Here is a 12,731-nt window from a genome sequence, read left to right on the forward strand (position 1 = left end):
CGGGTCAGGCGCCCAGCACCCGGCGGAGGTAGTCGTTGCCGAAGACCCGCTGCGGGTCGACCTCGTCGCGCAGGGCGGTGAAGTCGCCGAAGCGCGGGTAGACGCCGGCCAGGTACCCGGCGTCCCGGGTGTGCAGCTTGCCCCAGTGCGGGCGGCCCTGATGGGCGGTCATGAGCTGCTCGACGTCGGTGAAGTAGCCCTGGTCGGCGGTGCCCCGGTAGAGGTGGACGGCGATGTAGGCGCTGTCCCGGCCGGAGGCGGTGGAGAGCCAGAGGTCGTCGGCGGGGGCGAAGCGCACCTCGACCGGGAAGCTGATCTTCCAGTCGGAGCGTTCCACCAGGGCCTTCAGCTCGCGCAGCACCCCGCCGACGGCCGCCCGCGGCACCGCGTACTCCATCTCCACGAAGCGGACCTTGCGCGGGCTGGTGAACACCCGGTACGCGGTGTCGGTGTAGCTGCGGTCGGACCAGGCGCGGCTGGCCATCGAGGCGATCGAGGGGATGGAGCCGGGGAAGCGCCGGCCGACTCGGCAGGCGCCCTCCCAGACGGTGTTGGAGAGGAAGTCGTCCTCCAGCCACCCCTTGAACCGGGGCAGCGGGGCGGCCGGGCCCTGGCTGCGGTTGTTGCGCTTGGTGGAGCAGCGGTCGGTGTGCGGGAACCAGTAGAACTCGAAGTGCTCGTTGACGGCGGTGAGGTCGTCGAGGCGCTCCAGCACTTCGTCGAAGCGCATCGGCTGCTCGTGCGCGGTGAGCAGGAAGGCCGGTTCGACGCCGAAGGTGAGCGCGGTGATCACGCCGAGGGCGCCGAGGCCGAGCCGGGCGCCCTGGAAGAGCCGGGGGTTCTCGGTGGGGGAGCAGTGCCGGACGCTGCCGTCGGCGAGGACGATCTCCAGGGCGCGGATCTGGGCGGCGAGCGAGCCGGAGTCGCGGCCGGTGCCGTGGGTGCCGGTGCTGGTGGCGCCGGCGACGGTCTGGACCTCGATGTCGCCCATGTTGGCGAGGGAGAGTCCCTCGGCGGCGAGGAGCCGGTTGAGCCGGTGCAGCGGGAGGCCGGACTCGACGGTGACGGTGCCCGCCTCGCGGTCGAGCGCGCGGACGGCGGTGAGCGCGTGCGGCCGGATCTGGACGCCGTCGCCGGCGGAGGCGATCGAGGTGAAGGAGTGGCCGGAGCCGACGGCCTTGACGGTGCGGCCCTGTTCGGCGGCGCGCAGGATCTCCTTGGCCAGTTCCTCCGCGGTGCCGGGGGCGGCGGCCCGGGCGGGCCGGGCGCTCTGGTTGCCGGCCCAGTTGGTCCACCGGGTGGGGGTCGCGGTACTGGCCTGGGGCATTGCGCTGCCTCCTGCTCCGTGGCCGAACGGGTCGGCGCGGTCCGGGGCGGCGCGGCCGCCCTACCCACGGGTAGAGGCCCGTGGGTAGGGCGAGAGATTAGTCAGTTCACCGGTCGGCGTCTACAGGTCGTCCGGCCGGTTCGACGGGGGCGTCCGGGCCCTGGTCGGTGGCGAGTCCGGCGCGCAGGCGGCCGAGCCCGGCGAGCGCGGCGACCACGCCGAGGGCGCCGGCGGCCAGCGGCACCCAGTAGCCGGCGGCGGCGCCGGAGGCGTCCACCACCCAGCCGCCGGCCGAGGAGCCGGCCGCGACGCCGAGCGCGAGGCCGGTGGTCGTCCAGGTCATGCCCTCGGTCAGCTGGGCGGCCGGGACGAGCCGTTCGACCAGGGCCATCGCCGTGATCAGGGTGGGGGAGATGGCGATGCCCGCGACCAGCAGCGCGCCGCCGACGGCGGCCAGTCCGCCGATGCCGTGCACCGCGTGGGCGACCAGCAGCAGCGGGACCATGCTGACCGCCATGAACAGGACGCCGAAGAAGAAGCGCGGGGCCATCGAGCCGGACAGCTTGAGGGTGCCGTACACCACGCCGGCCAGGCAGGAGCCGAGCGCCCACAGGGCGAGGATCACGCTGGAGACCGACTTGTGGCCCTGGTCCTCGGCGAAGGCGACGGTGACGACCTCGACCGAGCCGAAGATCGCGCCGGTGGCGACGAAGGTCAGGATCAGCACCTGGAGGCCGCGGTTGCGGATGACCGAGTGGCCCTCGTGCCGGGCGGCCGGGTGGACCGGCGGCTCGGTGGAGCGCTGGCCGGCGAACAGCAGCACGCCGACGGCGAGGAAGATCCCGGCGAGCAGCACGCCGGCTTCGGGGAAGACCGAGGTGGCCAGGCCGATGGAGAGGATCGGGCCGACGATGAAGCAGACCTCGTCGACGACGGCCTCGAAGGAGTACGCGGTGTGCAGCTTGGGGGCGTCGTCGCGGTAGAGGTGGGCCCAGCGGGCGCGGACCATGGCGCCGGTGCTGGGCATGACACCCATGCCGGCGGCGAAGAGGAACAGTGTCCAGTCCGGGGCCTTCAGCCGGGCGCAGAGCAGCAGGCCGACGACGGCGACGATGGTGAGGGCCATGGCCGGGACGATGATCCGGCGCTGCCCGTGCCGGTCCACCAGCCGGGAGACCTGCGGGCCGAGGACGGCGGCGGAGACCGCCAGGGTGGCCGAGACCAGGCCCGCGACACCGTACGAGCCTCTCAGCTGGGAGAGCATCGTCACGATGCCGATGCCGGTCATGGAGATCGGCAGCCGGGAGACGAGGCCGGTGGTGGAGAAGGCCAGAGTGCCGGGGGAGGCGAATATCCGACGGTAGCTGGACAGCACGGGAGCTCCGGACGGGGGGAGAGGTAAGGAACAAGGCTGGTCCACACAGCTTACGTACCTTGGCAAACGGTATTTTCCGGACACCGGCGCGGCCCCGGCGACGGCGCCCGGCCCCTCAGTGGCAGGATCGGTCCCATGTCCGACGCGCGCAAACCCTCCCCCTCCGGCGCCGCCCCGTACGACGCCCTGCTGCTGCTGTCCTTCGGCGGGCCCGAGGGCCCCGAGGAGGTCGTCCCGTTCCTGGAGAACGTCACCCGGGGCCGCGGCATCCCCAAGGAGCGGCTGAAGGAGGTCGGCAGGCACTACTTCCTGTTCGACGGGATCAGCCCGATCAACGAGCAGAACCGTGAACTGCTCGCCGCGCTGCGCAAGGACTTCGCCGAGCACGGGCTGGACCTGCCGGTCTACTGGGGCAACCGGAACTGGGCGCCCTACCTGGTCGACACCCTGCGCGAGATGGCCGCCGACGGCCACCGCCGGATCGCGGTGCTCGCCACCAGCGCCTACGCGGGCTACTCGGGCTGCCGCCAGTACCGGGAGAACCTCGCCGACGCGCTGGCCGCCCTCGCCGAGGAGGGCCTGCCGGCCCTGCGCGTCGACAAGCTGCGGCACTTCCACAACCACCCCGGCTTCGTCGAGCCGATGATCGACGCCACCCTCGCCGCGCTGGACGGCCTGCCCGGGGCCGTCCGTGACGGCGCCCGGCTCGCGTTCACCACCCACTCCATCCCGGAGACCATGGCCGCGGCCTCCGGCGCCCCGGACGACCCGGCCCGCGGCGAGCCGGGCGGCGCGTACGTCGCCCAGCACCTGGACGTGGCCCGGCTGATCGTCGCGGCCGTCGCCGAGCGCACCGGCGTCGCGGACCGGCCCTGGGACCTGGTCTTCCAGAGCCGCAGCGGCGCCCCGCACACCCCGTGGCTGGAGCCCGACATCTGCGACCACCTGGCGGCCGAGCACGCCGACGGCGCGCCCGCCGTGGTGATGGTCCCGATCGGCTTCGTCTCGGACCACATGGAGGTCAGGTACGACCTCGACACCGAGGCCGTCGCCAAGGCCGCCGAGCTCGGCCTGCCGGTGGCCCGCGCCGCCACCGTCGGCGCCGACCCCCGGTTCACCGCCGCCGTGCGCGAACTCGTCCTGGAACGGGCTGCCACCGAGCGCGGCGAGCCGGTGACCCGCTGCGCCCTCGGCGCGCTCGGCCCCGGCCACGACGTGTGCGCGGTGGCCTGCTGCCCCAACCCGCGCGCCCCCCGCCCGGCCGCCGCCGAGCGCTGACCGCCCGTCCCGCCGCTCCGGAGGAGAACCCCGTGACCGCCCCCGCCCAGCCCGACGACCGGCTCCTCGACGACCTGCTGGAGGTCGCCCTGGACGCGGCCCGGCAGGCCGGCGCCCTGCTGCGCGACGGCCGCCCCGCCGACCTCGGCGTCGCCGGCACCAAGAGCAGCCCGGTCGACGTGGTCACCGAGATGGACCTCGCCTCCGAGAAGCTCGTCCTGGAGCTGATCACCGACCGCCGCCCGGCGGACGGCTACCTCGGCGAGGAGGGCGCCGAGCGGCCCGGCACCAGCGGGGTGCGCTGGGTCGTGGACCCGCTCGACGGCACGGTCAACTACCTGTACGGACTGCCCTCCTGGGCGGTCAGCGTGGCCGCCGAGCTGGACGGCCGGGCGGTCGTCGGCGTGGTGTACGCACCGGCCCGCGAGGAACTGTTCCACGCCGTCCTGGGCCGCGGCGCCCGGCTGAACGGCCGCCCGCTCTCCACCCGCCCGGCCCCGCCGTGGGGCCAGGCGCTGATCGCCACCGGCTTCAACTACGTCCGGCCGGTGCGGGTGCGCCAGGCGGAGGTGCTGCTGGCGCTGATGCCCGAGGTGCGGGACATCCGCCGGGCCGGAGCGGCCGCGGTGGACCTCTGCGACGTCGCGGCCGGGCGGCTGGACGGCTACTACGAGCGCGGCCTCGCCCCCTGGGACCGCGCGGCCGGCTGCCTGATCGCCGCCGAGGCCGGCGCCCTGACCGGGGGCCGCCCGGGGCACGGCCCGGACGGCGAGCTGACGGTGGCGGCGGCTCCGGGCGTGTACCAGCCGCTCCAGGAGCGCCTGGCCGCGCTGCGGGCCTGGGCGGACTGACCCGGGCCGGTACGCGCTGACACGGACCGCCCGGTTCCGGCCGGGACCGGGCGGAACCGGGCTCGGTTCGGCCCGGTTCGGGTCGGGGCCCGGGCCCGGGCATGCGAAGAGCCCTGGCACACAGGGGATGCCAGGGCCTGGGTTTTCGCACGGCCCCCGTAGGGCCGCAGGTGCCGGAGGACCGGCGACGGGTCGGAAGTCGAAACGGGTCAGGCAGCGGTGCGGTGGCGCTCCAGCACCGTGTCCACGCCGTGCTCGGCGGCGAGTCGGCGGAGGTCGTCCAGCTCGGACTGCTCCACCTCGGCGAGGAACTCGTCCCCGGCCTCGATCGCTCGGTGCAGGTCCTGCTCGGCGTTGGCTATGCGCTGCAGGATTCCGGCCTTGAAGGCGTCCATACGGGCCCCCTTACTGTGTCGGACGTGCACGGTCGTACGTTCTCCGCCCCGAGGAGGTCCAGCCGGTGAAAGCGCCCCGGCCGGCAAACGGTGGATCTCCGGTCGGGCGCGGAGACGGCCTGCGGCCGCTCCCGGTGATGTCCCAGCCCCAGGGCCGGCGCGGATGAACGCACGGCGGGTGGGTGCGACCGGCCAACAGCCAGATCGCGGGTGTGCAGCACTCCTCCCCGCACCGGCGGCCGGGAAACCTCCCGCTGGAAGAAAGTTGCCTGTGTCACAGTCCAAGCGGAGTGGTACCGGCACGAACCGTCACCGACGGGGGCCCGCACCCCGTGCCCGAGGGGCAGCTTATCGCTGCTTTACCGCAGGACCAGGCAGGATGGAGGCACCGTCGGAGCCGTGCGTCCGCTTCCGGGGCCGGCCTGGAGAAGGGACAACGACCGTGCGGGTTCTCGTCGTCGAGGACGAGCAGCTGCTTGCCGAGGCCGTAGCGACCGGCCTGCGCCGCGAGGCGATGGCCGTCGACGTGGTGTACGACGGGGAGGCCGCGCTCCAGCGCATCGCGGTCAACGACTACGACGTCGTGGTCCTGGACCGCGACCTCCCGCTGGTCCACGGCGACGACGTCTGCCGCAAGGTGGTCGAGCAGGGCCTGGCGACCCGGGTGATCATGCTGACCGCCTCCGGCGACATCAGCGACCGGGTCGAGGGCCTGGAGATCGGCGCGGACGACTACCTTCCGAAGCCGTTCGCCTTCAGCGAACTCGTCGCCCGGGTAAGGGCGCTGGGCCGCCGCGCGACCGTCCCGCTGCCGCCGGTGCTGGAACGCGCCGGCATCTCGCTCGATCCCGGCCGGCGCGAGGTGATCCGCGAGGGCCGCACGGTCCAGCTCGCCCCCAAGGAGTTCGCCGTCCTGGAGGTCCTGATGCGGGCCGGCGGCGCCGTCGTCTCGGCCGAGCAGCTGCTGGAGAAGGCCTGGGACGAGCACACCGACCCGTTCACCAACGTCGTCCGGGTCACCGTGATGACGCTGCGCCGCAAGCTCGGCGACCCGCCGGTGATCGTCACCGTGCCGGGCTCCGGCTACCGGATCTGACCCGGGGGTCCCGCCCCGCGGACACCCGTCCGCGCAGGGCCCGGCCCCCGGGACTCCACCATCCGGCGCCCGCCCCGACGGACGCCCCGAGAGGACGATCATGACCACCCCGCCGCCCCCGGCCGGCGGGCCCTCCGGCGTGCCCGCCGGCGGCCCGCGCGCCGTCCCGCCCAAGCCCCTCCACCCCCCGCGCTCGGCCCGGTCGAACGAGGCCTACGTCCCCGGCGACGGCGTGCTCGCCTGGCTGCCCTTCCGTCCCACCATCCGGATGCGGCTCACCCTGCTCTACGGCGGGATGTTCCTGATGGCCGGCGTGGTGCTGCTGCTGGTGATGTACTTCTTCGTCCAGCAGGCGCTCCAGGAGGTCGGCCAGCCGCACCTGGTGCTCAACGGACAGGTCTCGGTGCGGACCCCCGACAACCTCACCCTCAGCACCCAGTCCGCGCTCGACCAGTGGCTGAACGACTACCGGGCCTTCCAGGCCGGCCAGGCGCTCAACACCCTGCTGCGCAAGCTGCTCACCGTCCTCGTCTGCCTCGCCGTGATCGCCTTCGCGGCCGGCTACGCCATGGCCGGCCGGGTGCTGCGCCCGCTCGGCCGGATCACCCGCACCGCCCGCGACGTCGCCTCCTCCGACCTGCACCGCCGGATCGAGCTGGACGGGCCGGACGACGAGCTCAAGGAGCTCGCCGACACCTTCGACGACATGCTGGACCGGCTGGACCGCTCCTTCGACTCCCAGCGCCGCTTCGTGGCCAACGCCTCGCACGAGCTGCGCACCCCGCTGGCGATCAACCGCACCCTGCTGGAGGTCCAGCTCTCCGACCCGGCGGCCTCGCCCGACCTCCAGCAGCTCGGCCGGACCCTGCTGGCCACCAACGAGCGCAGCGAGCAGCTCGTCGAGGGCCTGCTGCTGCTCGCCCGCAGCGAGAACGAGCTGACCGACCGCCGTCCGGTGGAACTGGCCGAGGTGGCCGCCCGGGCGCTGGAGCAGACCCGGGCCGAGGCGGACAAGCGCGAGGTCGAGCTGCGCTCGAAGCCGGACCCGGCCCTGGTCGCGGGCAACGGGGTGCTGCTGGAGCGGCTCGCGCTGAACCTGCTGCAGAACGCGGTGCGCTACAACACCGCCGGCGGCTGGGTCGAGCTGGCCACCACGCAGGTGCCGGGCGGCGGCGAGCTGGTGGTCTCGAACACCGGCCCGGTGGTGCCCGGGTACGAGCTGGAGCACATCTTCGAACCGTTCCGGCGGGTCAAGGGCGCCGACCGCACCCGCAGCGACAGGGGGGTCGGTCTCGGCCTGTCCATCGTCCGGTCGGTCGTGCGCGCCCACGGCGGCACCATCGAGGCCACCCCGCGGGCCGGTGGCGGCCTCACCATGCGGGTCCGCATCCCCTCCCCGTAAGGGCTGACCGCCCGCTCCGTGGGCGACCGTTCGCAGCCGCCCCCGCCAAGCCCGTCAAGACGACATAAGGCCTGGCGGGGGCGGCTTGTCTTTTCCGGCCCGGGCAACTTACGGTGTCGTAACCTACGCAACCGTAAGTGAGTCCGTCAGCAACTCCGCTGAGGGTTCCGTACGACGTGTGCCCGCCCAACGCGCCCGTCCCCGCGCGTGCCGTCCCCCGGGAGCAACACCGTGACCATCGCCCCTGTGCAGAGCAGCACCTCGCTCGGATCGAGCGACTGGACCGACACGCGGCTGATCCTGGCCCTCGAGGAGGTCGTGGAGAAGGAGCTCGACCGCCACCTGGGCGTGGCGAAGGAGTGGATGCCGCACGAGTACATCCCGTGGAGCCAGGGCCGCGACTTCGACGGCGTGCTGGGCGGCGAGGCCTGGGCGGTCGGGCAGTCGCAGGTGACCCCGCTGGGCCGGGTCTCGCTGGTGGTGAACCTGCTGACCGAGGACAACCTCCCCAGCTACCACCACGAGATCGCGAGCATGTTCGGCCGCGAGGGCGCCTGGGGCACCTGGGTGCACCGCTGGACGGCCGAGGAGGGCCGCCACGGCATAGCCATCCGCGACTACCTGCTCGCCACCCGGGCCGTCGACCCGGTGGAGCTGGAGCGGGCCCGGATGGGGCACATGTCGGAGGGCTTCGAGTCCGACAACGCGCACAGCATGCTGCACTCGGTCGCCTACGTGGCCTTCCAGGAGCTGGCGACGCGCATCGCGCACCGCAACACCGGCAGGTACGCCGGCGACCCGCTCTGCGAGCAGCTCCTGGCGAAGATCGCCAACGACGAGAACCTGCACATGGTCTTCTACCGGAACCTGCTGAAGGCCGCCCTGGAGATCGCCCCCGACCAGGCCATGCGGGCCGTCTCCGACGTCGTCACCGGCTTCCGGATGCCCGGCCACGGCATCCCCGGCTTCGAGCGCGCGGCCGCGCAGATCGCCATCGGCGGGGTCTACAACCTGCGCATCCACCACGACGACGTGCTGCAGCCGGTGCTGCGCAAGCTCAAGGTGATGGAGATCGGCGGCCTCGGTCCGGAGGGGGCGCTGGCGCAGAACGAGCTGGGCGTCTTCCTGGACGGGCTGGACTCGCAGGCGCGCAAGTTCGACGAGCGCCAGGCCGCGCTGCTGGCTCGGCGGGCGGCCCGGCGGAACGCCGAGTAGGGTGCATCGACAGGCGGTCGGAGTGGGTGGATTTTCCGTGGTTTGCCCCGGAAGATTCTGAACGTGACCAAGCTCACACCGTGTCGCTCCACGATTTCGGTCAACCTCGGAGAGTGATCACCCATCCGAGGGTGTCGACCACGGTCCGTGACCGGATTCCGCCTCAGGGCGGATCCGGCGGGTCGGTCGGCATCCCCGGTGGACAAGGGATTCTGCGGGTATCCGTACCATCTCTGCTCACTGTCCGTGGTCGGTTCGCCAGGCCTCCGGAGGGTCGGTGATGGCCCAGCGTGAGGCCTTCCACAGCCTCGGGGATCACCCCGATGGAGCCCCGGCTGAGTGTCGATTGAGTAACAGGGCTTGAAGTAAGGCAAAATCTCCGCCTCGGGTCGGGCACAAGACCGACCCCCCATGCGTTACGTGCGCTGGAGATACCGCACACACCGCACAAACCCGGAGGGGGAGAGCGAAAAATGGCAACCGACTACGACACCCCACGCAAGACTGACGACGAGCTCAACGAAGACAGCATCGAGGAGCTCAAGGCTCGGCGGAACGACAAGGGCGGCGGCTCCGTCGATGTCGACGAGTTCGACGCCGCCGAAGGCATGGAGCTTCCCGGCGCGGACCTCTCGAACGAGGAGCTCGCCGTCCGTGTCCTGCCCAAGCAGGCCGATGAGTTCACCTGCATGAGCTGCTTCCTGGTCCACCACCGCAGCCAGCTGTACAGCGAGAAGAACGGCAACCCGATCTGCCGGGACTGCGGCGCCTGAGCACCGCGGCGGACAGGGCCCGGTACCCGCGGCTCCCGCGGGACCGGCACACCGTTCCTTCCGGCCCCGGGCAGCGGGGCCGGACGGCAGGTCCGGAGACCGTCCCCACGGACGGGCCCGGTAGGACGGAGTGGGCCGACTCGTCGGCCGGCACAAAGTCGTAGGGACGGTCCCGCAGCAGCGGAACCGTCCCTCTCCGTTTTTTCGGCCCCCTCCGGGCTCCCGGCGGCCCCTGGGGGCCTCGGGCGGCCCCGGCCGGACCGGGCCCCGGTGGCCGTCGGCCCGGCTTCCTCAGGCCCGGGCGCCGCGCCGGGCCTGCTCCAGCGCCTCCGCCAGCTTCATCGGCGACCGGGTCGACAGGTAGAGGTACGGCGTCGGGTCGGCCGGGTCGGTCACCTCGACCCGCAGCGCCGTCGGGACGTAGCTGCGCAGCAGCATGAAGGCGCGGGGATCGGCCTTCCGGCCGCGCCAGGCCGCCGCCTCGGTGGGGCTCAGCGCCTGCGCCGCGCCGAGCGCGTCCACCGGGATCCGGGCCGGGCCCGCCACCAGGGAGCCCTGGACCACGCGGATCCGGGCCGAACCGTAACTGCTGATCCCGACCGCGCCGGCGGCGATGCCGACCACCAGTCCGATCAGCGCGGCCGGGCCGCTGACCCGGATCAGGATCAGCGCGAGCGTGAGGCCCACCGCGACCGGGAGCAGCCACCAGGAGCGCGGCACCGTGAGGCGTTCGTCGTACATGCCCCCATTGTGGTCGCCCTGACACCGGGCGCCGGACGCCACCCCCACCGGGGACCCCGCTACCCCTGGGTAGGGTGGGGCGCCGTGACCGGTACGACAGCCCCCAGCACCCCCGCCGACCGGCCGGCGCCCGTGACGCCGCCGACCCCGACCACCCCGCCGCCGGACGCCGTCCTGCCGCCGCGCGCCCCCGGGGCGCCGGCCCCGGGCACCCGGCTCGGCTCCCACTACGAACACTGCTTCGGCTGCGGCCCGCAGCACCCCGGCGGCCTGCGGATCGACGCGGTGGCCGGCGAGGGACTCGACGTCACGGCCGAGTTCGTCGTCCGGGACGTCCACCAGGGCGGCCCCGGCCTGGCCCACGGCGGGGTGCTGACCACCGCCATGGACGAGACCCTCGGAACGCTCAACTGGCTGCTGCACGCCCCCGCCGTGACCGGCCGGCTGGAGACCGACTTCCTCTCCCCGGTGCCCGTCGACTCGGTGCTGCACCTGCGCGCCTGGGTCACCGGCGTGAGCGGCCGCAAGATCTACAGCGCGGCCGAGGCGCGGATCGGCGGCCCGGACGGACCGGTCGCCGTGCGCGCTCAGGCGCTCTTCATCCAGGTGAAGCTGGAACACTTCACCACGCACGGTCGTGCCGAGGACATCGACAAGGTCCTCGACGACCCGGATCTGATGAAGCGCGCACGAGCCTTTGAGGTGAACCCTTGAGCGACACCCCCCGACCGCAGCTGGACGTCCTGATCAAGCGCATCGACCCCGAGCTCCCGCTGCCCGCCTACGCGCAGCCCGGGGACGCCGGCGCCGATCTGCGGACCACCGTCGACGCCGAGCTGGCCCCCGGTGAGCGCGCCGTCCTGCCCACCGGCGTCGCCATCGCGTTGCCGGACGGCTACGCGGCCTTCGTCCACCCCCGGTCCGGGCTGGCAGCTCGTTGCGGAGTTGCTCTCGTGAACGCCCCGGGGACGGTCGATGCCGGGTACCGTGGAGAGATCAAGGTGATCGTCGTCAATCTGGACCCGCGTGAGGGGGTCAGCTTCCGCCGAGGGGACCGAATCGCCCAGCTGGTGATCCAGCAGGTCGAGAAGGCCCGTTTCCACGAGGTGGGGGAGCTGCCTGGGTCGGCACGTGCCGAGGGCGGGTTCGGGTCGACCGGCGGCCATGCCGCGGTCTAGCATTCCCGCGGCCTCGCAGGAAGCCGAGCAGGTATTCGCATCGGTCTTGGACCGGGAAGGACAGTGACCGTGTTCCGTCGTCGCCAGAAGAGCGAGGACGCTGTCGAGCAGCTCGCCGACGACGCCATCAGCGCCGACGAGACGGCCGATGACGTCGAAGGTTCCGCCGAGAGCGAGAACGTGACCGAGCTGGACCCGGCCGACAGGGTCGGCCTGCCGCCGGCCCCGCGGCCGGACGGTCCGTGGGACCACACCGAGCTGGAGAACCCCGAGGAGGGGCGGGTCGACCTCGGGGGTCTGCTGGTCCCCGGTGTCGAGGGCATGGAGCTGCGCGTCGAGGTCGCCGGTGACGCGATCGTGGCGGCCACCCTCGTGCTCGGCAACAGCGCCGTCCAGCTCCAGGCCTTCGCGGCCCCGAAGTCGGAGGGCATCTGGGGGGAGGTCCGGGAGGAGATCGCCAACGGCATCACCGCCCAGGGCGGCCTCATCGAGGAGGAGGAGGGCCCGCTCGGCTGGCACCTCCGTGCACAGGTCCCGGTCCAGCTCCCGGACGGCACCCAGGGCGTGCAGATGGTGCGGTTCGTCGGCTGCGACGGTCCGCGCTGGTTCCTGCGCGGTGTGATCTCCGGCCAGGCCGCGGTGCAGCCGGAGATGGCCGGGATCCTGGAGCAGGTCTTCCGTCAGACGGTCGTCGTGCGCGGCGAGACCCCGATGGCTCCGCGCGACCCGATCGTGCTGAAGCTTCCCGAGGACGCCCAGATGGTGGCCGACGGCGGCGGGGCGGCTGCCACCGCCGGCGAGGGCGAGAACCGCTTCGGCGGCACTTCGCTCGACCCGTTCGCCCGTGGCCCGGAGATCACCGAGGTCCGCTGATCCGGTCCCGATCGACCCTGATCGCCCCTGCCCGGGAGCCCGGGCAGGGGCGATTTGCATGTGGCGGTCCCGTCCCCGTACAGTTCCGGAGTCGCCACGGGAGACCGGGGCGGCAAAGCGGAAAGCAAATCCGATGAATGAAACTCCGGAAAACGGAGCGGAAAACATCTGATAAGCTTGAAACACGAAAGAACGAAAGCCCGGAGGGTCCGCTGGAAGGCGGTCCG

The 12,731-nt window shown here is 72.9% G+C and carries 13 protein-coding genes; 9 read left to right on the top strand and 4 right to left on the bottom strand.

The window, feature by feature from the left end:
• Window positions 1-4: 4 nt before the first annotated feature.
• Together ACFQ6N_RS35875 and ACFQ6N_RS35880 are read right to left on the bottom strand one after the other, a co-directional pair.
• Complete coding sequence (locus ACFQ6N_RS35875) at window positions 5-1,327, bottom strand: D-arabinono-1,4-lactone oxidase (protein WP_380658201.1); 1,323 nt, start codon at window positions 1,325-1,327, stop codon at window positions 5-7.
• Window positions 1,328-1,433: 106 nt separating this feature from the next.
• A complete protein-coding gene (locus ACFQ6N_RS35880) occupies window positions 1,434-2,702 on the bottom strand; it encodes an MFS transporter (RefSeq protein WP_380658202.1) in 1,269 nt (422 codons plus the stop codon).
• Between the two features lie 135 nt (window positions 2,703-2,837).
• Between ACFQ6N_RS35880 and ACFQ6N_RS35885 the strand changes: the two genes are divergently transcribed.
• The gene (locus tag ACFQ6N_RS35885) at window positions 2,838-3,980 is read left to right on the top strand and encodes a ferrochelatase (RefSeq protein WP_380658204.1); all 1,143 of its coding nucleotides are present in this window, start codon (window positions 2,838-2,840) and stop codon (window positions 3,978-3,980) included.
• Window positions 3,981-4,012: 32 nt separating this feature from the next.
• Window positions 4,013-4,831, top strand: coding sequence for an inositol monophosphatase family protein (locus ACFQ6N_RS35890; RefSeq protein WP_380658206.1), 819 nt, complete (start codon window positions 4,013-4,015; stop codon window positions 4,829-4,831).
• A 209-nt stretch (window positions 4,832-5,040) separates the two neighbouring features.
• On the opposite strand, the gene ACFQ6N_RS35895 is transcribed toward ACFQ6N_RS35890, so the two are convergent.
• The gene (locus tag ACFQ6N_RS35895; protein ID WP_030057688.1) at window positions 5,041-5,226 is read right to left on the bottom strand and encodes a hypothetical protein; all 186 of its coding nucleotides are present in this window, start codon (window positions 5,224-5,226) and stop codon (window positions 5,041-5,043) included.
• Between the two features lie 442 nt (window positions 5,227-5,668).
• Here ACFQ6N_RS35895 and ACFQ6N_RS35900 point away from each other — a divergent pair, with 442 nt between their 5' ends.
• The 4 genes from ACFQ6N_RS35900 to ACFQ6N_RS35915 all read left to right on the top strand — a co-directional run bounded on the left by ACFQ6N_RS35900 (window position 5,669) and on the right by ACFQ6N_RS35915 (window position 9,712).
• Window positions 5,669-6,322 carry a response regulator transcription factor gene (locus ACFQ6N_RS35900; RefSeq protein ID WP_063349384.1) on the top strand — a complete coding sequence of 218 codons (654 nt, stop codon included), beginning with the start codon at window positions 5,669-5,671 and terminating at the stop codon, window positions 6,320-6,322.
• 100 nt (window positions 6,323-6,422) lie between these two features.
• Window positions 6,423-7,724, top strand: coding sequence for a sensor histidine kinase (locus tag ACFQ6N_RS35905; RefSeq protein WP_380658208.1), 1,302 nt, complete (start codon window positions 6,423-6,425; stop codon window positions 7,722-7,724).
• A gap of 231 nt (window positions 7,725-7,955) precedes the next feature.
• Complete coding sequence (locus ACFQ6N_RS35910; RefSeq protein ID WP_380658210.1) at window positions 7,956-8,939, top strand: acyl-ACP desaturase; 984 nt, start codon at window positions 7,956-7,958, stop codon at window positions 8,937-8,939.
• 473 nt (window positions 8,940-9,412) lie between these two features.
• Window positions 9,413-9,712 (top strand): DUF4193 domain-containing protein, encoded by a 300-nt coding sequence (locus ACFQ6N_RS35915; RefSeq protein WP_030057692.1) that lies wholly within the window; start codon window positions 9,413-9,415, stop codon window positions 9,710-9,712.
• 291 nt (window positions 9,713-10,003) lie between these two features.
• On the opposite strand, the gene ACFQ6N_RS35920 is transcribed toward ACFQ6N_RS35915, so the two are convergent.
• The gene (locus ACFQ6N_RS35920; RefSeq protein WP_380658212.1) at window positions 10,004-10,453 is read right to left on the bottom strand and encodes a DUF3093 domain-containing protein; all 450 of its coding nucleotides are present in this window, start codon (window positions 10,451-10,453) and stop codon (window positions 10,004-10,006) included.
• Between the two features lie 132 nt (window positions 10,454-10,585).
• Between ACFQ6N_RS35920 and ACFQ6N_RS35925 the strand changes: the two genes are divergently transcribed.
• The 3 genes from ACFQ6N_RS35925 to ACFQ6N_RS35935 all read left to right on the top strand — a co-directional run bounded on the left by ACFQ6N_RS35925 (window position 10,586) and on the right by ACFQ6N_RS35935 (window position 12,504).
• Window positions 10,586-11,167, top strand: a complete 582-nt coding sequence (locus ACFQ6N_RS35925; protein WP_380658222.1) for a PaaI family thioesterase — start codon at window positions 10,586-10,588, stop codon at window positions 11,165-11,167.
• A complete protein-coding gene (gene dut / locus ACFQ6N_RS35930) occupies window positions 11,164-11,631 on the top strand; it encodes a dUTP diphosphatase (protein WP_380658214.1) in 468 nt (155 codons plus the stop codon). The genes ACFQ6N_RS35925 and dut overlap by 4 nt, the downstream gene beginning before the upstream one ends.
• A gap of 69 nt (window positions 11,632-11,700) precedes the next feature.
• Window positions 11,701-12,504, top strand: coding sequence for a DUF3710 domain-containing protein (locus tag ACFQ6N_RS35935; RefSeq protein WP_380658215.1), 804 nt, complete (start codon window positions 11,701-11,703; stop codon window positions 12,502-12,504).
• The last annotated feature ends 227 nt before the right edge of the window (window positions 12,505-12,731 follow it).

Source organism: Kitasatospora sp. NPDC056446 (assembly GCF_042796115.1).
Lineage (GTDB): Bacteria > Actinomycetota > Actinomycetes > Streptomycetales > Streptomycetaceae > Kitasatospora.

Excerpts from the sequence above, each read along its gene's own strand:
- ACFQ6N_RS35875 (WP_380658201.1), bottom strand. The coding sequence starts at position 1,327 with ATGCCCCAGGCCAGTACCGCGACCCCCACCCGGTGGACCAACTGGGCC.
- ACFQ6N_RS35885 (WP_380658204.1), top strand. The coding sequence starts at position 2,838 with ATGTCCGACGCGCGCAAACCCTCCCCCTCCGGCGCCGCCCCGTACGAC.
- ACFQ6N_RS35895 (WP_030057688.1), bottom strand. The coding sequence starts at position 5,226 with ATGGACGCCTTCAAGGCCGGAATCCTGCAGCGCATAGCCAACGCCGAG.
- ACFQ6N_RS35905 (WP_380658208.1), top strand. The coding sequence starts at position 6,423 with ATGACCACCCCGCCGCCCCCGGCCGGCGGGCCCTCCGGCGTGCCCGCC.
- ACFQ6N_RS35915 (WP_030057692.1), top strand. The coding sequence starts at position 9,413 with ATGGCAACCGACTACGACACCCCACGCAAGACTGACGACGAGCTCAAC.
- ACFQ6N_RS35920 (WP_380658212.1), bottom strand. The coding sequence starts at position 10,453 with ATGTACGACGAACGCCTCACGGTGCCGCGCTCCTGGTGGCTGCTCCCG.